Here is a 21,138-nt window from a genome sequence, read left to right as displayed (position 1 = left end):
CCACGCTCCGACCAGGGACCCTTCACCGGTATGGACCAATGACCGTGAAATCCGCGTCAACTCGTTATTTCCGCAGGCCACACGGGGTTCCCGGGCCGTTGACGCGTGCCGACCAGCGCTGATAGACACTCACATCTGCCCGGCCGCGGGCACCGGATCGAGCAGTGCAACAGCCCATCTCCGTGCCAGTGATGACGCGAGGTCAGCGACCCATGGACACACACGACCAGTACGGCGTGAGAGGCACTGTCCTCCGCCTCCTCGCGGCCGCCGGCGCCGCCGCCCTCACCCTCACGGTCGGTCTCGTGACCCCGCTCAATCCCTCGCCCCAGCGGGCCGAGGCGGACGGCAAGAAGGTCCTCACGGTCGCGGTGGCGCAGAGCGTCGACTCGCTGAGCCCGTTCCTGGCTCAGCGGCTGGTCAGTACGAGTATCTTCCGGCTCACGTACGAGTACCTGACCAACTACGACCCGAAGGACAACCACGCGATCCCGGGTCTGGCCACCAAGTGGGAGCCGTCCGCCGACAAGCTCACCTGGACTTACACCATCCGCGACAACTCCAAGTGGTCCGACGGCAAACAGGCCACCGCCGAGGACGCGGCGTGGACGTTCAACAAGATGATGACCGACGAAGGCGCGGCCACCGCGAACGGCAACTTCGTCTCGAACTTCAGGAGGGTCACCGCCCCCAGCCCCACCAAGCTCGTCATCGAGCTGAAGAAGCCGCAGGCCACCATGGCCGCGCTGGACGTACCGATCGTGCCCAAGCACGTCTGGGAGAAGGTCGACGACTTCTCGAAGTTCAACAACGACAAGTCCTTCCCCGTCGTCGGCAACGGCCCGTTCGTCCTCACGAGCTACAAGGCCGACAGCTACGTACGGCTGAAGCCCAACAAGTCGTTCTGGCGCGGGGCCCCGAAGTTCGACGAGCTGGTGTTCAGGTACTACAAGGACCAGGACGCCGCGGTCTCCGCGCTGCGCAAGGGAGAGGTCTCCTTCGTCGCGGGCTCCCCCGCGCTGACGTCGGCCCAGGCCGCGTCCCTCGAGGGCGACGAGAACATCAAGGTCAACGATGCCCCGGGCCGCCGCTTCTACGCGCTCGCGACCAACCCGGGCGCGAAGGCCAAGAACGGCGAGAAGTTCGGTGACGGCCACGAGTCGCTGCTCGACCAGAAGGTCCGTCAGGCCCTGTTCATGGCCGTGGACCGCAGGACCGTCATCGACAAGGTCTTCCAGGGCCACGCGGTCGAGGGCGAGGGCTACATCCCGCCGCGCTTCTCCACGTACTCCTGGAAACCGTCGGACGGTCAGAAGCTCGCGTACGACCCCGCGAAGGCGGGCCGGCTCCTGGACGAGGCGGGCTACAAGAAGAACGGTGACGGCAAGCGCGTCGGCAAGGACGGCAAGCCGATCGACTACCGCGTCCTGTGCCACGCCACCGACCCGAACGACAAAGCGGTCGGCAAGTACCTCCAGGAGTGGTGGGGCGAGCTCGGCATCGGCGTCGAGCTCGACTGCCGGGACAACGTGAGCGATCCCTGGCTCGCAGGCGAGTACGACCTCGCCTTCGACGGCTGGTCCGTCAATCCCGACCCCGACTTCGTGCTCTCCATCCACACCTGCTCCGCGCTCCCGGCGACGCCCAAGGACATCGGCGCGACCGACAACTTCATCTGCGACAAGAAGTTCGACGAGCTGTACGCGCAGCAGCTCGCCGAGTACGACCCCGCCAAACGGGCGGAGATCGTCAAGCGGATGGAGTCGCGGCTGTACGACACCGGGTACATGAACGTCATGGCGTACCCGAACGCGGTCGAGGCCTACCGCACCGACCAGATCGCGTCGATCACGAAGATGCCGGAGACCGCGGGCAACATCTACGGCCAGGACGGCTACTGGAGCTGGTGGTCGGCGACTCCGGCCGCCGCCAGCGAGTCCTCCGACGACTCCAGCCAGACAGGCGTCATCATCGGCATCGTCGCGGGTGTCGTCGTCCTGGCGGGCCTCGGGGTGTTCTTCGCGATGCGCCACCGCGCCACCGCCGAGGACCGCGAGTAGCGGCCAGGCACCGCGCACAACCAGTCGGCCGGGAGTGACCGAGAGTTGAGAACCGTTCATGACCGCTGAAGCGACACCCTCGCTGGTCGGGAAGACCGACGGTCCGGCCCCGCCCGGCCCGTCGGCCCGCGGACCGCGGGCGCGCACCACCGCCGGATATCCGCGGTACGTGGCGGGCAAGCTGGGCGGCGCTGCCGTCTCGCTGCTCGCTGTCCTCGTCACGAGCTTCTTCCTCTTCCGGCTGATCCCCGGCGACCCGGTGAAGTTCATGACCGGCGGGCGTCAGGTCTCTGCCGAGCAACTCGCCGCGTACCGACGGGAGTTCGGGCTCGACCTGCCCATGTGGGAGCAGTTCACGGACTACTGCGGCAAGGCGCTGACCGGCGATCTCGGTACGTCGTACCAGTTCCGGGCGCCCGTCATCGACAAGATCACCGAGGCGCTGCCGAACACGCTGCTGCTCACCGGCACCGCTTTCGTGATCTACACGGTGCTCGGCGTCTTCCTGGGCACGCGGGCGGCCTGGCGCAACGGCGGGCTCGGCGACCGGCTCAACACCGGGCTGGCGCTGACCCTCTACTCCATCCCGTCGTTCTGGCTGGGGCTGCTGCTCATCGTCGTCTTCGCCGTGGGCATCGGACCGATCCCCGGTCTCTTCCCGACGGGCGGCATGGAGTCCGGTGACGAACAGGGCTTCGCGTACGTCCTCGACGTCGCCCATCACCTGGTCCTGCCCGTCGTGACGCTGGTCGCGGTCGAGTACGGGCAGACACTGCTGGTCACGCGCTCGGCGCTGCTGGACGAGATGGGCAGCGACTATCTGACGACCGCGCGGGCCAAGGGGCTGCGGGACGATCTGGTACGCCGCCGCCATGCCGTGCCGAACGCGCTGCTGCCGACGATGACGCTGATCTTCATCAACCTCGGCCGGACCGTCGCGGGCGTGATCCTGGTCGAGACGGTCTTCTCCTGGCCTGGCCTCGGCGGGCTCTTCTACCAGGCGCTGAGCGTGCCCGATCTGCCGCTGGTGCAGGGGCTGTTCTTCGTCTTCGCCGCCGCGGTGATCGTGATGAACACGCTCGCCGACCTGATCTATCCGCTGCTCGACCCCAGGGTGGGCCGATGACGACGACGGACCCGGACGAGCCGATGACGACCGAGGCGCCTCCCCCGGCGAATCCCCCGGTGGCTCCCTCCGAAGCCCCCTTGCCCCCGAAGGCCGGTCCGCGCGCGCTCGCGTGGCAGCGCCGCCGCCGCTCCGCCGCGCGCTTCTGGCAGCGGTACCGCACCCATCGCGCAGGCGTCTTCGGCCTGTCGGCCCTCGCGCTCTTCGCGCTGATCGCGCTCACCGCGCCGCTGACCGTCGGCTCCGACGTGCAGAGTGTGACGGACGCGCCGGGGCGGCCCATGGAGAGCCCGAGCGTCGAATTCCCGCTGGGCACCGACCAGTTCGGGCGCAGTCTGCTCGGGCTGGTGGTGTGGGGATCGCGGGTCTCACTGCTGGTCGGGCTGCTGGCGGCCGTCCTCTCGGTCGCGATCGGCGCGCTCATCGGCATCACCGCCGGGCACTTCCGCGGCTGGTACGCGACGGTGATCATGCGGATCACGGACTGGTTCCTGGTCATGCCGACGCTGGTTCTCGCGATCGCGCTCGCGACCGTGATGTCCCGCTCGCTCGGCACGATCATCCTGGCGATCGGGGTCACGACCTGGCCGACGACGGCACGGCTGGTGCGCGCGCAGACCCTCGCCGTGGAGTCCCGGCCGTACATCGAGCGGGCCAGGGCGCTCGGCGGCGGCCACTGGCACGTCATGTCCCGTCACGTCCTGCCCAACGTCATGCCCCTTGTCCTGGCGCAGACGACCCTGATCATCTCCTCCGCGATCCTCGCCGAGGCGACACTCGCCTTCCTCGGCCTCGGCGACCCGACGGTCGTCTCCTGGGGCGGTCTGCTCCAGGACGCGCGCGAGGCGGGCGCGGTCAGCGCCGGGAAGTGGTGGTACCTCGTGCCGCCGGGTATCGCCATCGCCGTCGTGGCCCTCGCCTTCACCCTGTGCGGGCGCGCGGTCGAGTCCGTCCTCAACCCCAAGCTGGGGGTGACCCGTTGAAGACTCCGAGCACTCCGACCAGGCAACCCCTGCTGAACGTACGGGACCTGGAGGTGACGTACGCCGGAGGAGTGGCCGCCGTGCGCGGGGTGAACCTCACCGTGGACGCGGGCCAGAAGCTCGGCATCGCGGGCGAGTCGGGCTGCGGCAAGTCCACCCTGGCGCTCGCGCTGCTGCGGCTGCTGCCGTCCGGGACCCGGGTGACCGGGGAGATCCTCCTCGACGGCGAGGACGTGCTGACCATGAAGTGGGGGCGGGTCCGGGCGGTCCGCTGGGCCGGTGCCTCGATCGTGTTCCAGGGCGCGATGCACTCCCTCAACGCCGTGCACCGTGTCGGCGACCAGATCGCCGAGCCGATCCTGCTGCACAGGAAGGCGACCCCGGTGGGCGCTCGGAAGAGGGCCGCCGAACTCCTGGAGCAGGTGGGGCTTCCGGCGGCGCGGGCGTCCGCGTATCCGCACGAGCTGTCCGGCGGCCAGCGCCAGCGCGTGATGATCGCCATGGCCCTGGCCTGCGATCCCCGTCTGGTCATCGCCGACGAACCGACCACCGCGCTCGACGTGATGATCCAGGCTCAGATCCTGCGCCTCATCCAACAGCTGGTCTCCGAGCAGGAGTTGGGGCTCGTCATGATCAGCCACGACCTGGCGGTGCTGTCCGACACCTGCGACCGGCTCGCGGTGATGTACGCCGGGCGGGTGGTGGAGGAGGGTCCTGCCCGGCAGGTCTACGAGGACGCCCGACACCCGTACGGGCAGGCGCTGTCGGCGGCCTTCCCGCGGATCGGGGACACCGGATCGCGGTTCGCGCCGCGCGGGCTGCCGGGCGACCCGCCGGATCCCGCGGCCCTCCCGGGCGGCTGTACGTTCCATCCGCGGTGCGCGGTGGCGCTGGACTCGTGTGCCGCGGACGACCAGACCCTGCGGGCCGCGGCACCGGATCGCCGGGCGGCCTGCGTACACGTGGGGCCCGTGGCCGTGGCGGAAGAAGCGAGGATCACCCCATGACGACGACCGCGCCGGTCCCGCCGGTCCCCCAAATTCCCTCCTCCGCTCCCCTGCTGAGCGCCGAGGGCCTGCATGTCACGTTCCCCGCCCGGCGCGGCGACACCGCCCGGGCCCGGGCCGTCGACGGGGTGGACCTCGACATCCGGGCCGGCGAGATCGTCGCGCTGGTCGGCGAGTCGGGCTGCGGCAAGACGACCCTGGCGCGCTCGCTGCTCGGCCTCGTCCCGCCGACGGCCGGCCGCGTCACCTTCGCGGGCCGCCCCCTCGACTACTCCTCGCGCGCCCTCAAGGCGTACCGCAAGCGCGTCCAGCTGGTCCTCCAGGACCCGAGCGGCTCGCTCAACCCCCGGCACACGGTGTACGACGCGGTGGCCGAGGGGCTGCGCATTCACCGGTACGCGGGCGACGAGCGCGAGGCGGTCGGGGCGGCCCTCTCCCGGGCGGGACTTCGCCCCCCGGAGCGCTTCTTCCTGCGCTACCCGCACGAACTCTCGGGCGGTCAGCGCCAGCGTGTCGTCATCGCGGGCGCCCTCGTCCTGGAGCCCGAACTCATCGTCGCCGACGAGCCGGTGGCCTCCCTCGACGCGTCGGTACGCGGCGAGATCCTGGCCCTGCTCCTGCGACTGCGCTCCGAACTCGGCCTGTCCGCCCTGGTGGTGACACACGATCTGGGCCTCGCGTGGAACATCGCGGACCGGGTCGCGGTGATGTACCTGGGCCGGATCGTCGAGACAGGTGCGGTGGAAGACGTTCTGACGGCGCCTCAACACCCGTACACCCAGGCCCTGTTGTCGGTCCTGCCCGAGGCCCCCGGCGACCCGGTCGTCCTCACCGGCGAGCCCCCCGACCCGTCCCGCATCCCCACCGGCTGCCGCTTCCACGCCCGCTGCCAGATCCTGGCGACCGGCGAGGCGGAACGCGCGGGCGTCGCGGACGCGTGCAGAGGGGAGGACCTACCGGTGTTGAACGGGGGCGGCGGGGCACAGGTGGCATGCCACTGGGCCCGGGCATCCGCGATGCGCTAGTGGTCCAGCAGGGGCGCCCCTTTAGGGGCGCGGGGCTGTGACATTGTGCGGCTCCGCCGCGTGGGCGCGACCAGCCACGACGGCGCCGCACCCGAACACCCACCGCCTCGGCGAACCAACAACGCGGCGGGGCGAGGCGGGGGAACTACCGCCCGCCGTCGTACGCCTCAATCAGCTCCCGCGACCGCTTGACGTCGTCGGAGATCGCTTCGAGCAGCGCCTCGATGGACTCGAACTTCGCCTGCCCCCGCACAAAGGCGAGAAAGTCCACGGCCACGTGCAGCCCGTACAGATCGAGCCCCACCCGATCGATGGCGTACGCCTCCACCGTGCGCTCGGTCCCGTCGAACTGGGGATTCGTGCCGACCGAGATCGCCGCGGGCATCGCCTCGCCCTGCGCGTGCAGCCAGCCGGCGTAGACGCCGTCTGCGGGGATCGCGGTGTGCGGGAGGGTCTCCACGTTCGCCGTGGGGAAACCCAGCTCGCGGCCGCGCTGGGCGCCGCGGACGACGATGCCCTCGACGCGGTGCGGGCGGCCGAGGATCTCGCGCGCCCCTTCGACATCGCCCTCGGCGACCAGTCGCCGGGTCATCGTGGAGGAGAAGGGCTCGCCGCCGCCGGCCTCACCGGTCACGTGGAGATCCACCACCTCGACCTCGAAGTCGTACGTCTTGCCCTGCTCGGCGAGGAAGGCGACGTTGCCCGCGGCCTTGTGGCCGAAGCGGAAGTTGGGGCCCTCGACGACGGCCTTGGCGTGCAGCTTGTCGACCAGGACCTTCACCACGAAGTCGGCGGGCGACAGCTTCGAGAACTCGGTGGTGAAGGGCAGGATGAGCAGCGCGTCGACGCCCAGCTCGGCCATCAGCTCGGCACGGCGGTGGTGCGGGGCGAGCAGGGGCGGGTGGCTGCCGGGGCGCACGACCTCGCTGGGGTGCGGGTCGAAGGTGACGACCACCGACGGGACGCCCAGCTCACGCGCCCGTTCCACGGCATGCGTGATGATCAACTGGTGTCCGCGGTGGACCCCGTCGTACGAGCCGATGGTGACGACGCTGCGCCCCCAGTCCTGGGGGATGTCCTCCAAGCCACGCCAGCGCTGCACTGTGACCGCTCCTCGTCGAACCCGTGTCCGTGTCTGCCTCATACGCAGCTCTAAGAGTGCCATGCCGGGTCCGCTCGGCCCGCATCGGCATGGGGCGCTGTGACAGGTGGCACGTGACGGCCGCGGAGCACGCGCGGTCACACCGGAACCCGTGCCCCCGTCAGGTTCTCGATCATGCGCCGTGTGCTGGGGCCGACCACCGTGGACCAGTCCTCGGGAGCGTCGGTGAGCCAGCCGGCGACCAGGGCGGCGAAGCCGGGAATCCGGCGGCTCTGGTCGAGAAGGGCACGGTCGAAGACGGTGGCGCCGTCCGGGGTGCGGACGAGCAGGAGGCCGGCGCTGTGGACAAGCGCGCGGGTGTGTTCCTCCCCGCTGTGGGAATCGCCGCGGGACGCGCCCTCCGCGGCGGCCCGTACGAGCGCGTCGAGCACCACCGGGTCGTGCTCGCGTGTCAGCAGCAGATCCAGGAACTCGCGGCGCAGCGGGTGGGCCACGGGCGTGCCGGGTGCCGCGAGCACCTTGGCGAGCGCGGCCCGCAGCTGCGGCCTGCCCCCGTCGAGCAGCCCGGTGACCAGGGGATACAGCACGGAACGGGCGGCGGGGCCGTGCTCAAGGCGCCGGTCGACGTACGCCGCCACATGCGCGGCCGCCTCCGGACGCCGCTCCACGACATCCCGTACGAGCACGGCGACGCGGCGGGCCAGCGCGGGTGTGGTGACCTCGGCGAGCGTGCGCAGCGCCTCGCCCGTGTCCGGCTCGCGCAGACGGTCGCCGAACGCGGCGAGGACCGGTTCCGGATGCGTCGCCAGCGCCGCCACCAGCGCGCTCGCGGGCAGGCGCGGGTCGCCGGCCCTGAAGCGCGCGAGGGCCCCCGGCAGATGGCGGGCCCGGGTGTGCGGATCGCGGACGAGGAGCGCCAGCGCGGCGCCGTGCAGCGTGCAGTCGCCGGGGCGGGCGAGCAGGAAGAGCGCGGCGTAGCGCAGCAGCTCGCGGTCGGCCTCGGTGCGCACGTGCGGGGCGGCCCGCGACCCGTGGGCCATCGCCGCCGCCCGGCGGGCCGGCCGCTCGTCGTGCGTCCAGCGGTCGACCGCCCGGCACACCGCGGACGGTTCCTCCTCCGCGAGGACGGCCAGCAGCTCGTCGGCGCGCGGGTGCGCACTCTCGGCCAGGGCCTCCGTGAGGTCGTCCAGCGCGCGGCGCCGATGGGTGTGGAGCAGGGCCTGGGCGGCGGTCGCGACGGTGGCGTCGGGGGTCGCGGGCAGCGGACGCTCGTCGTCGAACCAGTGGGTCAGGTGGGGCTGAGCGGCGGTGGGGTCGGCGGCGAGCAGCCCGGACACGGCGTCCAGGTAACGGAGTTGGGTCGCGGGCGGTGCCTCGTCGGCGACGACGAGCCGCCTCAGCAGATCGAAGCGGTGTGCCTCCGGCAGCGGCAGCCGGGTCCAGAAGACGGGCCCGAACTCCCCCGGCGCGGCCCGCCCTTCGGCCCGCCACGTCACCACCCGCTCGGCGAGGTGCCGCAGCACTCCGACGTACGGGGTCGCGTCGGGTACCCGGAGCAGCACGCCGCTGAGGAGGCGGGTGGCCCACCAGGACCCGGTGTCCGTCGGCTCCAGTTCGTCGACCGCGCGAAGCAGCTCACGCAGCCGGAGGGTGAGATCGGCGTCCCCTTGTTGACGCGGCAGGAGTAGCAGGGCCTGGAGGACGGGGCCGATGCGGTGACGGGGTACGGGGGGAGGCTCGGGCTCGTACGGGGACTCGGGCTCGTCCCGCTGTCCGTGGTGCACCAGCGCCCGGAGTGCCGTGTCGAGGTCGAGGTGCATGCCCTGGATCCAGTCGGCCAGCTCCTCGTGGGCGAAGCGGTAGCCGTCTCCGGCGGGCACGAGGAGGCCCTCCGTGAGGACCGCGGAGGCCCACCCGGCGCAGCCGCCGAGGCGTCGGTCGGGCACCGGCCCCCACGGGAACACGGACTCGAACGCCGCCCGGTCCAACTCCCCCTGGCCCGGCCCCAGACAGCGCCGCGCGGCCGCGTGCACCTGGCCGGAAACCCTGGCCGCGAGCCGCCGTACGGCCGTGCCGCGCAGCCCGTTCGCCGCCGCCAGCCGCACGGCCACCCGCAGACACATCAGATCGAGGTACGCGGCGAACACCTCGTCCCGCCCGACGGGTTCGACCGACTCGTCCCGCGCCACCGGCCCGACCAACTCGGTCGGCTCGTCCGAGGCGCCGGTCAGCGACATCGCGGCCCGTACCTCCGACAGCAGTCGCAGCATCAGCGGATGGCGTGCGTCGGGGCCGCCCAAGGCTCCCTCGGGCACGCCGTACCGTGCCCGGGCCCGCCGTGCCTCGCCTTCGTCCAGCTCCCCGAGCCGTACGCAGGCGGGCAGGCCTCCGGGGGCCTCGCCACCGCCCCGCTCGGACCCGTACAGCAGCTCGCGCGGGAACTCCGCCCCCGCCCGCTCCCAGTACTCGGCCCGGCAGGCCACGACGAGACGTGCCCCGTGCGCCCGCAGCCACTCGGCCGTGCCCTCGGTCCACTCGGGCAGCCGGTGCGCGAGAGCGGGCGGCATCTCCTCGGGGCTGTCGAGGAGGAGCAGGAGGGGACGCCCGTCGTCCCGGGCGAGACGGGCCAGACGCTCGGGACGGATGTCACCGAGTTCACCGATCTCACCGCCCGCCGGACCAGCGGGGGCCGAGACCCAGGTCGATCCAGGGACCGGAGCCGAGGTCGATGCCGTGGTCGCAGTCGATGCCGTGGTCGCGGTGGACACCGAGGTCGAGGCCGCCACGATCCGCCCCGCCCGCTCCAGCGCCCTCCTCACCGCGTCGGCCACCGACGAGTCGGCGTCCAGCAGGTCGGCTCCGCGCAGCCACAGCGTCGGAGCCGGTTCCGCACCCCGGTCGCGCCGGGCGGCAAGGGCCGCCAGTTCCGTCGTGCGGCCGCTTCCCGGAGCCCCGACGAGCCCGAGAACGGCGTACGGGCCCTCGCCGAAGGCCCTGAACTCCCGTACCGCATCGGCCCGTTCGACGGGGTCGATCCCACCGGAGCCCGGCGGGGCCTCCGCAGTGGCTGCCAGCTCCAGCACGCCCGCCAGATTCAGGTCGTCCCCGTACGCGGGGACCGTCGCCGCGTTGCGGGCCAGCAGTTGGGCGAGCGCACCGCCAGAATCAGAATCAGAGCCGGGGCCAGAACCAGTGCCGGAGCCGGAGGCCATCCGCCCCGCGGACAACGGCACCGCGAAGCCCCCCACCCGTCGCCCGGAGTGAAGTGCCGTTCCCAGAACGGCGACGACCGCGCCGGTGGCCGCGTCGACCACCGGTCCCCCCGCCGCCCCGCCTCCGAGCCGCAGTGCGTCGCTTCCCGCCGTGCCGATCGCCAACTCCAGGGCGCCCTCGACCAGATGGAAGCGGTCGGTCGCCGTGTACGTCACGGCGGACGTGCCCAGCACCCGGGCCTCGCGCCAGCCGCCCGCGGCGATACGGACGTACGTGCCGCTCTCCACGGAGTCCCGGACGGTGATCGGGAGGGGGTCGAGGCCGAGACCGTCCGTGTGAAGCCCCTTCGTGTGGATCAGGGCGAGGTCCAGCGACGGAAAGGGGGTGACCGAGTCGGCCGTCACCAGGCAGGTGCGGTTCCCAGGGGCGTGCAGGACGAGGCGGGCGAGCCCGTCAACGGCCTCGTGGCTGGTGATCACCGTGCCCTGGTGGTCGGCGACGAACCCGGTGCCGCGCGGCCGCCCGGCAAGGTCGCAGATCCGCACCAGGGACCGTTCCGCGGCTTCGACCACGTCCGCTGCTTCGGTCAAGTGCGCTGCTTCGGCGACGTACGCTCCTTCGGCCGCGTGCGCCGCCTCGGGTGCGTGCCGGGCAGCGTCCGGCAACTGATGACGGCCCCCGGTCCGCGGGCCCCGTCCCGCCATGCTCGAACCTCCCCGCCGCGCGCGTCGCACCCGTGCCACCGACGCCTCGTCTCCGACGGTAGGCGCGAGGCGATCGGGTGCGACAGATCGCGAGCCGAACGAGCCCCCTTCCGCTCCCCCGGTTCACTCCGAGCGCCTGCCCGGACGGGTGAATAGACGAGGTCGGATGGATACACCTTTGGGTGGGGGAACCGAGGGGGACAGTGGAGCGGCGAACACAGGAATCCCCGTGAACGCCGCTCCACGACGAACCCGGCCGAGCGGGCCGACCCGGCCGACCACACAGGTCAGCCGAACACCGCCAGGCTCTTCGCCTTGCCCTTCTGCTCCTCCACCAGTGCCAGGAACCGACCCTCGGGATCGAACACCCCGACGGCCCCGGCCCCGGCGTACTCCTCGGGCATCTCCAGCCGCACACCGTTCGTGAGCAGCTGCCCGCGCTTGGCGTCCACGTTCCAGCGGGGGAACGCGGCCGCGGCGGCCTCCGCCATCGGCATCACGGTCAGCTCCTCCTGGAGCTGGTCGAGCGTGCGGGCGGAGTCGAGCTTGTACGGGCCGACGCGGGTGCGCCGCAGCGCCGTCAGGTGGCCGCCCACTCCCAGGTCGGCGCCCAGGTCGCGGGCGAGCGCGCGGATGTACGTACCGGACGAGCACACGACCGAGACGACCAGGTCAAGGACGGGGGTACCGTCCTCGGCGACCGCGTCCCGGATGTCGTACACGGCGAACGACGAGATCCGTACCGGACGGGCCGGGATCTCGAAGTCCTCGCCGTCGCGTGCCCGCTTGTACGAGCGCACGCCGTTGATCTTGATGGCGCTGACCTTGGACGGCACCTGCATGATGTCGCCGCTGAGCTTGGCGATACCGGCGTCGACGGCGTCCCGGACGACCTTGGAGGCGTCCGTGGACGAGGTGATGTCACCCTCGGCGTCGTCGGTCAGGGTGTTCTGCCCGAGCCGGATGGTGCCGAGGTACTCCTTCTCGGTCAGCGCGAGGTGTCCGAGGAGCTTGGTCGCCTTCTCGACGCCGAGGACGAGCACGCCCGTCGCCATGGGGTCGAGGGTGCCCGCGTGTCCGACGCGGCGGGTCTTCGCGATCCCGCGCATCTTGGCGACCACGTCGTGCGAAGTGAAGCCCGACGGCTTGTCCACGATGACAAGGCCGTCGGGCGTCTTCTGCTTCTGCGTCATTCCGCGGCGTCGCCGTCCGTCTCGTCGTCCTCGCCCGGCTTCTTGTACGGGTCCGCCTCACCGGCGAAGGCTGCGCCGGCCGAGACCTCACGCACCTTCGCGTCCGAGGCCCGTGCCTTGTCGAGCAGGTCCTCGATGGTCTTGGCGGTGTCCGGCAGGGCGTCCGCCACGAAGGTGAGGGTCGGCGTGAACTTCACACCGGCAGCCGCACCCACGGCCGAGCGGAGCACGCCCTTGGCGCTCTCCAGGCCGGCGGCGGCCTCCGCACGCTCCTGGTCATCCCCGTACACCGTGTAGAAGACGGTCGCCTCCCGGAGGTCCCCGGTGACCCGGGTGTCCGTGATGGTCACATGCGAACCGAGCCGCGGGTCCTTGATCCCGCGCTGCAGCTTCTGGGCCACCACCTCTCGGATGAGGTCCGCCAGCTTCTTCGCCCGCGCGTTGTCGGCCACTGGTCCGTCTCCCTCTTTCTTGCTGTTTCTGTGTACGGCCGATCCTTGTCGCCGCACGCTGCATACGCTCAGTCGTCGTCTTCGCCGTGGAACCGCCGTCTCACCGACAGCAGCTCCACCTCCGGACGGCCGGCGACCAGACGCTCGCAGTGGTCCAGTACGTCGGTCAGGTGCCCCGCGTCCGCCGACACCACCGCGAGGCCGATGCCGGCCCTCCGGTGGAGGTCCAGGTGGTCGACCTCCGCGGCGCTCACCGCGTACTTCCGGTGGAGTTCGGCCACGATGGGGCGGACGACGGAGCGTTTCTCCTTCAGTGACCGTACGTCGCCGAGGAGCAGATCGAAGGACAGAGTCCCCACGTACATATGTGTATCCGGATGTCCCGCCGGTACGGGGTAGATGGCCCGGCCAAGCTCTTGGCCGGACATCAGAACGGTACAACGAACCCCGGGCCCGCTCGACGGAGTTTTCGCCCCCGCCGCCCCTACCCGTCCCATCCCTGGGGGCTGCGCCCCCAGACCCCCGCATCGCGCTGACGCGCTCGTCCTCAAACGCCGGACGGGCTGAAACTCAGCCCCTCCGGCGTTTGAGGAGCGGGGGTTCGGGGGCTGGCCCCCGAGACGGGACGGGAAGGAGCGGCGGGGGCGGAAAACCCCGCGGGGGCCGGTCGACGAGGACATGTCCTCGTCGGCCAACCCCACACGGTTCAAACCCGCCGCAGGCGTTACGACCGCGGCTTCTCGCGCATCTCGTACGTCGCGATGACGTCGTCGATCTTGATGTCGTTGAAGTTTCCGAGGTTGATACCGCCCTCGAAGCCTTCGCGGATCTCGGTGACGTCGTCCTTGAAGCGCCGCAGACCGGAGATGGTGAGGCTCTCCGCGATGACCTTGCCATCGCGCAGCAACCGCGCCTTGGTGTTGCGCTTGACCTCGCCGGAGCGGACCAGCACACCGGCGATGTTGCCCAGCTTGGACGAGCGGAAGACCTCGCGGATCTCCGCCGTACCGAGCTCGACCTCTTCGTACTCCGGCTTGAGCATGCCCTTGAGGGCTGCCTCGATCTCCTCGATGGCCTGGTAGATCACCGAGTAGTAGCGGACGTCGACGCCCTCGCGCTCCGCCATCTGCGCCGCGCGGCCCGCAGCGCGGACGTTGAAGCCGATGACGATCGCGTCGGAGCCGGTCGCCAGGTCGATGTCCGACTCGGTGACCGCACCCACGCCGCGGTGCAGGACGCGGATGTCGACCTCTTCGCCGACGTCGAGCTGGAGCAGCGAGGACTCGAGAGCCTCCACCGAACCGGACGCGTCGCCCTTGATGATGAGGTTGAGTTCCTGCACCAGACCGGCCTTGAGGGCCTCGTCCAGGTTCTCCAGGGAGAACCGGACTCCACGCCGGGCGAAGTTGGCGTTGCGCTCACGCGCCGCGCGCTTCTCGGCGATCTGACGGGCCGTACGGTCCTCGTCGACGACCAGGAAGTTGTCGCCGGCGCCCGGGACGTTGGTGAGACCCAGGACCAGGACGGGGGTCGACGGACCCGCTTCCTCGACGTTGTTGCCGTTGTCGTCGAGCATCGCCCGGACACGGCCGTACGCGTCGCCGACCACCATCGTGTCGCCGATGCGCAGCGTGCCGCGCTGGACCAGGACCGTCGAGACGGCACCGCGGCCACGGTCGAGGTGGGACTCGATCGCAATACCCTGCGCGTCCTGCTCCGGGTTGGCCCGCAGGTCGAGCGAGGCGTCCGCGGTGAGGACCACGGCCTCCAGCAGGCTCTCGATGTTGAGGCCCTGCTTGGCGGAGATGTCGACGAACATCGTGTCGCCGCCGTACTCCTCGGCCACCAGACCGAACTCGGTGAGCTGACCGCGCACCTTGGTCGGGTCGGCACCCTCGACGTCGATCTTGTTGACCGCGACCACGATCGGCACCTCGGCCGCCTTGGCGTGGTTCAGCGCCTCGATCGTCTGGGGCATCACACCGTCGTTGGCCGCCACCACGAGGATCGCGATGTCGGTCGACTTGGCACCACGGGCACGCATGGCGGTGAACGCCTCGTGACCCGGGGTGTCGATGAAGGTGATGCGACGCTCTTCGCCGTTGACCTCGGTCGCGACCTGGTAGGCACCGATGTGCTGGGTGATGCCACCGGCCTCGCCCGCGACGACGTTCGTCTTGCGGATGGTGTCGAGGAGGCGGGTCTTACCGTGGTCGACGTGACCCATGACGGTCACGACCGGCGGACGCGCGACGAGGAACTCCTCGCCACCCTCGTCCTCGCCGAACTCGATGTCGAAGGACTCGAGCAGCTCGCGGTCCTCCTCCTCGGGGCTGACGATCTCGAGGACGAAGTTCATCTCGTCCGCGAGGAGCTTCAGCGTCTCGTCGGAGACGGACTGCGTGGCAGTGACCATCTCGCCGAGGTTCATCATCACGCCGACGAGCGACGCCGGGTTGGCGTTGATCTTCTCGGCGAAGTCGGTGAGGGACGCACCGCGCGACAGACGGACGGACTGTCCGTTGCCACGAGGCAGCATCACACCGCCGACCGACGGGGCCTGCATGGCCTCGTACTCCTGGCGCCTCTGCCGCTTCGACTTGCGGCCACGACGCGCGGGACCGCCGGGACGGCCGAAGGCGCCCTGCGTGCCACCACGGCCACCCGGACCACCGGGACGACCACCGAAGCCGGGACGACCGCCGCCGCCACCGCCGGGACCACCCGGACGACCGGCGAAACCGCCGCCACCGCCACCGGGACCACCGGGACGACCGGCGAAACCGCCACCGCCGCCACCGGGACCGCCCGGACGGCCGGCGAAGCCGCCGCCACCGGGACGACCGCCGCCACCGCCACCGCCGGGACGACCGCCACCGCCGGGACCGCGGCCACCAGGACCACCGCCGCCGGGACGCGGGCTACCGGCAGCGGGACGCTGCGGCATCATGCCGGGGTTCGGACGGTTGCCGCCGGGGCCACCGCCGGGACGCGGAGCGCCACCGGGACCACCCTGCGGGCGAGGCATGCCGCCCGGGCTCGGACGGTTGCCGCCGGGGCCGCCACCGGGACGCGGAGCGCCACCGGGACCACCCTGCGGACGGGGACCACGGTCCTGGCCGGCGCCCTGGGGACGCGAGCCGCCCGGGGCGCCTGCACCGGCACCGGGACCACCGGGGCGCGGGGCGCCGCCCGGACGGGGCGCCTGCGGGCGCGCCATACCGGTGGAGCCACCAGAGGTGAACGGGTTGTTGCCCGGACGGGGACCGGCGGGACGACCACCGGGACGCGTGCCCTGGCCGCCGGGACGCGGGGCGCCCTGACGGTCGCCACGGTCACCGCCGCGCTCGCCGCGGCCCTGACCGGGACCACCCTGACCGCCCTGTGCGGGACCGGCCGGACGGACACCGGGCTTCGGGGCGCCGGGACGGGCACCGCTCGGACGGGCACCCGCGGCCGGAGCCGCGGGGGTCGTCGGAGCGGCGGGAGCCGCCGGGGGTGCCGTGAACTCGGGCGCGGCCGGAGCCGGAGACGCCGGAGCGGGCTTCGGCGCCGGCGCCGGGGGCTTGGGGCCCGGAGTCGGACGCGGACCCGCGGCGGGAGCCGCCGGGGACGCGGGCGTCTCCGCGGCGGCCGGCTTCGGGGCCGGCGGGCGCGGCGCTGCCGGACCCGGACGGGCGCCCTGCGCCGGAGAAGGCACGCCGGGCCTGGCGGGCGCGGCCTTGCGCGGGGCGGGCTTGCCGCCGCCGTTGCCCTGCTGCAGGGCGTCGGTCAGTTTGCGTACTACGGGCGCCTCGATCGTCGAGGACGCCGAACGGACAAATTCACCGAGTTCTTGGAGCTTGGCCATGACGACCTTGCTCTCCACCCCGAACTCCTTGGCGAGTTCGTATACCCGGACCTTAGCCACTTCGCTCCTTTTAGGTCCGGGTTGCGTCCGGACCGTCGCTACTTCATGGGCGTACTCATCGCGTGCTCATCGAGTGCTCATCGCAATCTCGACCTACTTCCAACTCGCGGGGTACCAGGGCCGCACGGGGTTCCGTGCGACACGTTTTACGGTGTTGCCTGCTCAGCAACTGTCTGTCCGCTCGACGTACAGGCGCAACGCCTTTGTTTCGAGCGGACCCGGGGCACGCAGCGCCCTCGTGAACGCCCGGCGGCGGACCGCCAGGTCGAGACAGACGAGGGCGGGGTGTACATACGCACCCCGGCCGGGCAGCGTACCGCGAGGATCGGGGACGCATTCGCCTCCGGCCGCCACGGTGCGCAGCAGATCGATCTTGGCCGCTCGCTCCCGGCACCCCACACAGGTGCGCTCAGGGCATGCGCGGGCATGCGTCCGGCCAGACACTCTTAAGTCTACCTCCCCGCACCGACCTCACCCCTTTGGGGCAAGAACCGAACGGTTGTTGTCGTAATCCAAGCGTCACGCGGCGTGATCTATTCCCGATCCTGCCGCTGACGCCCCCGGACCAGGCCCTCTTTCGGCCCGGTCCCGCCCAGGACCCGTCGCGGATTCGCTCCGGACCCGCCTCGGATCCGTCCGGTCCCGGCTCAGTCCTGCTTCTCGGCGGGCTGCTCGGTGTCCGGACGGATGTCGATGCGCCAGCCGGTCAGGCGGGCGGCGAGCCGGGCGTTCTGCCCTTCCTTGCCGATCGCCAGGGACAGCTGGTAGTCGGGGACCGTCACGCGCGCGGAGCGGGCCGCGAGGTCGACGACCTCGACCTTGGAGACCCGGGCCGGGGACAGCGCGTTCGCCACCATCTCGGCCGGGTCGTCCGACCAGTCGACGATGTCGATCTTCTCGCCGTTCAGCTCGGCCATGACGTTGCGCACTCGGCCGCCCATGGGGCCGATGCAGGCGCCCTTGGCGTTCAGTCCGGACCGGGTGGACCGGACGGCGATCTTCGTGCGGTGGCCGGCCTCGCGGGCGATCGCGGCGATCTCGACGGAGCCGTCGGCGATCTCCGGCACCTCCAGGGCGAAGAGCTTCTTCACCAGGTTGGGGTGCGTGCGCGAGAGGGTCACGGAGGGACCGCGTACGCCCTTCGCCACCCGCACGACGTACGACCGCAGCCGCAAGCCGTGCTGGTACGACTCGCCGGGGACCTGCTCCTGCACCGGCAGGATGGCCTCCAGCCTGCCGATGTCGACGAGCACGTTCTTCGGGTCGCGGCCCTGCTGGACGACACCGGTGACGATGTCGCCCTCGCGGCCCGCGTACTCGCCGAGCGTCGCGTCGTCCTCCGCGTCCCGCAGGCGCTGCAGGATGACCTGCTTGGCGGTGCTGGCGGCGATCCGGCCGAAGTCGGACGGGGTGTCGTCGAACTCGCGCGCCTCCTGCCCCTCCTCCAGGTCCTCGGGGTCCTCCTTCGCCCACACGGTCACATGGCCGGTCTCCCGGTCGAGCTTGACGCGCGCGTGGCGGCGGCTTCCCTCGGTGCGGTGGTAGGCGATGAGGAGGGCCGACTCGATCGCCTCGACCAGCAGGTCGAAGGAGATCTCCTTCTCCCGCACCAAGCCCCGCAGGGCACTCATGTCGATGTCCACGGCTACGCCTCCTCCTCTTCCTTCATGTCTGCGTCGTTCTCGTTGTCGTTCTCGTTGGTCTTGCGGTTGAACTCGACCTGGACGCGCGCCTTGTCGATGTCCGTGAAGGCGATCCTGCGGGCGGTGGCCTTGCGTCCCTTGACGCCGGGCACCTCAAGGTCGATCCCGTCCTCGTCCACCGTCAGGATCCGGGCGACCAGTTCGTCGCCGCTCGTCAGCTGGAATCTCACCAGGCGGTCCGTGGCGCGTACGTAGTGACGGTGTTCCCTGAGCTCGCGCTCGGCACCGGGGGTTCCCACTTCGAGGGTGTACTCGCCCTGGCCCATCGCGTCGGTCTCGTCGAGCTTCGCCGAGAGCGCGCGGCTCACATCGGCGATCGCGTCCAGATCGGCTCCTTCGTCGGAGTCGACCACGACACGCAGCACACGCTTGCGTCCTACCGAGTCCACCTCGATCTCCTCGAGATCGAGTCCCTGCGAGCTGACGAGCGGTTCCAGGAGCTCTCGAAGCCTCTCGCTCTGGGTGGTGCTCATCCGGGTGACTCCTCGGCCGCGTGTGCTGTTGTGGGTAGGTCGTGTGTCAGGTCAAAGGGTATCCGGTCCCAAGGGGTGTTGCCGTCCACCGCGGCCCGCGCGACGGCGGGACGGCGCCGCTGGTGGGTGCGGGGGCGGTACCCGGGTACCGTGATCACGGGCCTGCCGCCCTTCCGTTCGTACGAGCCCTCCGAGGACGTCTGCCGTGCCGTTCACCCTGCCGTCCCGCACCCCCTCGGGGCCGCGCCGAAGGAGCCTGCTCGCCGGGGCCGCCGGCGTCGGCGCCGCGCTGCTCGCGGGCTGCTCCTCCTCCGACTCCTCCTCCGAGACCACGAAGGGGAGCACGCCCGCCGCCGAGCGGGCACGCGCGCGCGGGGCCCTCGACAGCGAGCGGCTCGCGGAGCGGTACGGGGCCGTGCTCGCCGTGCATCCCGCGCTGGCCGAGCGCCTGTCACCGCTGCGGGCGGAGGTCGTACGGCACGCGGAGGCGTTCGGCGGAGGCGGGAAAGCCTCCGAGGGTGCGTCGGCGAGTGCTTCCGCGGATCCGTCCGCTGCGCCTTCCCCCTCCCCTTCCGCCGAGGTGCCGGCCGTGGAGAAGGACGCCCTCGCCGAACTCGCCGCGGCCGAGCGGACGCTGGCGGACCGGCGTACGAAGACGCTCCTCGACGTGCCGGGAGAGCTGGCGCGGCTGCTGGCCTCGGTGGCGGCGGCCGGTGCGGTGCACGCGTTTCTGCTGACGGAGGGCGAGAAGTGAGCGGTTCCGGAACGGCCGGAAGAGCGGAACGGAAGGCCGAGGCGCCGGCGAAGCTGACGGCCGTACAGGCCGCGCTCGCGGCCGAGCATGCCGCCGTGTACGGCTACGGGGTCGTGGGCGGGAAGATCGGCGAGGCCCGGCGCAGCGAGGCCCGGGCGGCGTACGACGCGCACCGGGCCCGGCGGGACGAGCTGGCGCGGGCGGTGCGTGACCTGCGCGGGAAGCCCCGCCCGGCGGCGGCCGCGTACGCGCTGCCGTTCCCGGTGACGGACGCGGAGTCGGCCGTGCGGCTCGCCGCCGAGCTGGAGGACCGGGTGGCCGGGGTGTACTCCGACCTGGTCCGTGCCGCGGAGGGCGACCGGCGCCGGGCTGCCGCCGAGGCGCTGCGGGACGCGGCGGTGCGGGCGGTGCGGTGGCGGGGCGAGAGCGTACCCTTCCCTGGGCTCGCGGAGCGGTCGGCCCGGTCCACCGCGTCGGCGGCACCGCCGTCGTAACGCGTACAGGAAGGAAACGACTCGCGCATGGCTTTCGAACCGCCGCGGCGTCTCGTCAAGGCGCTCGGCGAGGCGGCACCGAGCGGTGACGACTGGCTGGAGAAGCTGCCCGAGGCGGCTCAGCAGGCCGTCGCGCTACGCGAGTTGACCGTGGAGCGCGTTCAGGTGCCCGGTGGGCGCAGCAGTCTGGTGGTCCTGGTGCGGCTGCCGGACGACACCCCCGCCGTCCTGAAACTCGCGCCCGGCCGGGCCCGCCCGGAGAGCGAACGGGCCGCCCTCGCGCACTGGGACGGCCTGGGTGCGGTACGGCTCCTGGAGCCGGCCGGTGCCGAGGGTGTGCTGCTCCTTGAGCGGCTGCATCCCGATGTGTCGGTGCGTTCGCTGGCCGACGCCAAGTCGATGCTGGAGGCCGCCGGGGCTCTGCGTCGCCTGTGGGTCGAGCCACCCGCCGGCCCGGTCTTCGAGACGGTGGCCGAGCGGACCGGGCGGCAGGCCGAGGCGATGCGGGCGGGCGCCGACGCGGAGGCTGCGCCACTGGTCGACGCGGCCCTGGCGGTACGCGACGAACTGCTGGCCTCGGCGCCCGAGGCCCGCCTCCTGCACGGCACCTTCCGGCAGAGCAAGGTGCTGGCCGGCGAGCGCAGCCCCTGGCTGGCCGTGGGGCCCGACCCCGTCGTCGGCGAGTGCGCCTTCGACCTGGCCCGGCTGGTCCGTGACCGGGTCGAGGACCTGATCGCCTCCCCCTCAGGCTCCGCCATCACCCGCCGCCGAGTGAAGCGCCTCGCGGAGTCCCTGGACCTGGACCAGGAGCGGCTGCGGGGCTGGACCCTTTTCCGGGCCGTGGAGTCGGGCGTACGGGCCCGGCGGGTGGGCCGGTCCCAGGACGCGGAGCTGTTGCTGGAGTTCGCGAGCTGGCTGTAGGGGTCGACCGTCCTTCGT

17 protein-coding genes are annotated in these 21,138 nt (G+C 71.8%); 8 read left to right on the top strand and 9 right to left on the bottom strand.

All coding sequences use genetic code 11. From position 1 onward, the window contains the following. The first annotated feature begins 212 nt into the window (after positions 1-212). From ACH4YP_RS45815 to ACH4YP_RS45795, 5 genes are read left to right on the top strand one after another with little or no spacing between them, the layout of a single operon-like run. Entirely contained in the window at positions 213-2,060 is a 1,848-nt protein-coding gene (locus ACH4YP_RS45815; protein ID WP_398497364.1) for an ABC transporter substrate-binding protein, read from the top strand. A gap of 58 nt (positions 2,061-2,118) precedes the next feature. Continuing rightward, positions 2,119-3,186, top strand: a complete 1,068-nt coding sequence (locus tag ACH4YP_RS45810) for an ABC transporter permease (RefSeq protein WP_398497363.1) — start codon at positions 2,119-2,121, stop codon at positions 3,184-3,186. Positions 3,187-3,209: 23 nt separating this feature from the next. Then, positions 3,210-4,169, top strand: coding sequence for an ABC transporter permease (locus tag ACH4YP_RS45805; protein ID WP_398497377.1), 960 nt, complete (start codon positions 3,210-3,212; stop codon positions 4,167-4,169). Continuing rightward, the gene (locus tag ACH4YP_RS45800) at positions 4,166-5,176 is read left to right on the top strand and encodes an ABC transporter ATP-binding protein (RefSeq protein WP_398497362.1); all 1,011 of its coding nucleotides are present in this window, start codon (positions 4,166-4,168) and stop codon (positions 5,174-5,176) included. Before ACH4YP_RS45805 ends, ACH4YP_RS45800 begins: the two co-directional genes overlap by 4 nt. After that, entirely contained in the window at positions 5,173-6,201 is a 1,029-nt protein-coding gene (locus ACH4YP_RS45795) for an ABC transporter ATP-binding protein (protein ID WP_398497360.1), read from the top strand. The genes ACH4YP_RS45800 and ACH4YP_RS45795 overlap by 4 nt, the downstream gene beginning before the upstream one ends. 145 nt (positions 6,202-6,346) lie before the next feature. Here ACH4YP_RS45795 and ACH4YP_RS45790 read toward each other — a convergent pair whose 3' ends face one another. The 9 genes from ACH4YP_RS45790 to rimP form a co-directional block, all read right to left on the bottom strand. Next, positions 6,347-7,303, bottom strand: a complete 957-nt coding sequence (locus ACH4YP_RS45790; RefSeq protein ID WP_361066405.1) for a bifunctional riboflavin kinase/FAD synthetase — start codon at positions 7,301-7,303, stop codon at positions 6,347-6,349. A 137-nt stretch (positions 7,304-7,440) separates the two neighbouring features. Next, positions 7,441-11,220, bottom strand: coding sequence for a trypsin-like peptidase domain-containing protein (locus tag ACH4YP_RS45785; RefSeq protein WP_398497358.1), 3,780 nt, complete (start codon positions 11,218-11,220; stop codon positions 7,441-7,443). A gap of 287 nt (positions 11,221-11,507) precedes the next feature. After that, entirely contained in the window at positions 11,508-12,413 is a 906-nt protein-coding gene (gene truB, locus ACH4YP_RS45780) for a tRNA pseudouridine(55) synthase TruB (RefSeq protein WP_055616321.1), read from the bottom strand. Then, positions 12,410-12,865, bottom strand: a complete 456-nt coding sequence (rbfA, locus tag ACH4YP_RS45775; RefSeq protein ID WP_143640750.1) for a 30S ribosome-binding factor RbfA — start codon at positions 12,863-12,865, stop codon at positions 12,410-12,412. Before rbfA ends, truB begins: the two co-directional genes overlap by 4 nt. 68 nt (positions 12,866-12,933) lie before the next feature. Beyond that, positions 12,934-13,230: a DUF503 domain-containing protein gene (locus ACH4YP_RS45770; protein ID WP_398497355.1), complete on the bottom strand. Its 297-nt coding sequence runs from the start codon at positions 13,228-13,230 to the stop codon at positions 12,934-12,936. A 359-nt stretch (positions 13,231-13,589) separates the two neighbouring features. Next, the gene (gene infB / locus ACH4YP_RS45765) at positions 13,590-16,775 is read right to left on the bottom strand and encodes a translation initiation factor IF-2 (protein ID WP_361071254.1); all 3,186 of its coding nucleotides are present in this window, start codon (positions 16,773-16,775) and stop codon (positions 13,590-13,592) included. A gap of 162 nt (positions 16,776-16,937) precedes the next feature. Then, a complete protein-coding gene (locus ACH4YP_RS45760; RefSeq protein WP_398497353.1) occupies positions 16,938-17,219 on the bottom strand; it encodes a YlxR family protein in 282 nt (93 codons plus the stop codon). A 203-nt stretch (positions 17,220-17,422) separates the two neighbouring features. After that, the gene (gene nusA / locus ACH4YP_RS45755) at positions 17,423-18,418 is read right to left on the bottom strand and encodes a transcription termination factor NusA (RefSeq protein ID WP_361071248.1); all 996 of its coding nucleotides are present in this window, start codon (positions 18,416-18,418) and stop codon (positions 17,423-17,425) included. A 2-nt stretch (positions 18,419-18,420) separates the two neighbouring features. Next, entirely contained in the window at positions 18,421-18,951 is a 531-nt protein-coding gene (gene rimP / locus ACH4YP_RS45750) for a ribosome maturation factor RimP (protein WP_361071245.1), read from the bottom strand. Between the two features lie 205 nt (positions 18,952-19,156). Between rimP and ACH4YP_RS45745 the strand changes: the two genes are divergently transcribed. Genes ACH4YP_RS45745 through ACH4YP_RS45735 form a run of 3 tightly spaced genes read left to right on the top strand, consistent with a single transcriptional unit; the run spans position 19,157 to position 21,120 of the window. Next, on the top strand, positions 19,157-19,705 hold the full coding sequence (locus ACH4YP_RS45745) for a hypothetical protein (RefSeq protein WP_398497351.1): 549 nt from the start codon (positions 19,157-19,159) through the stop codon (positions 19,703-19,705). Further along, a complete protein-coding gene (locus ACH4YP_RS45740) occupies positions 19,702-20,199 on the top strand; it encodes a ferritin-like domain-containing protein (RefSeq protein ID WP_398497350.1) in 498 nt (165 codons plus the stop codon). Before ACH4YP_RS45745 ends, ACH4YP_RS45740 begins: the two co-directional genes overlap by 4 nt. A gap of 27 nt (positions 20,200-20,226) precedes the next feature. Further along, a complete protein-coding gene (locus tag ACH4YP_RS45735; protein WP_398497349.1) occupies positions 20,227-21,120 on the top strand; it encodes an aminoglycoside phosphotransferase family protein in 894 nt (297 codons plus the stop codon). The last annotated feature ends 18 nt before the right edge of the window (positions 21,121-21,138 follow it).

The organism is Streptomyces sp. NPDC020747 (assembly GCF_044334695.1).
Lineage (GTDB): Bacteria > Actinomycetota > Actinomycetes > Streptomycetales > Streptomycetaceae > Streptomyces.
This window is presented reverse-complemented; position numbering and strand designations above follow the sequence as displayed.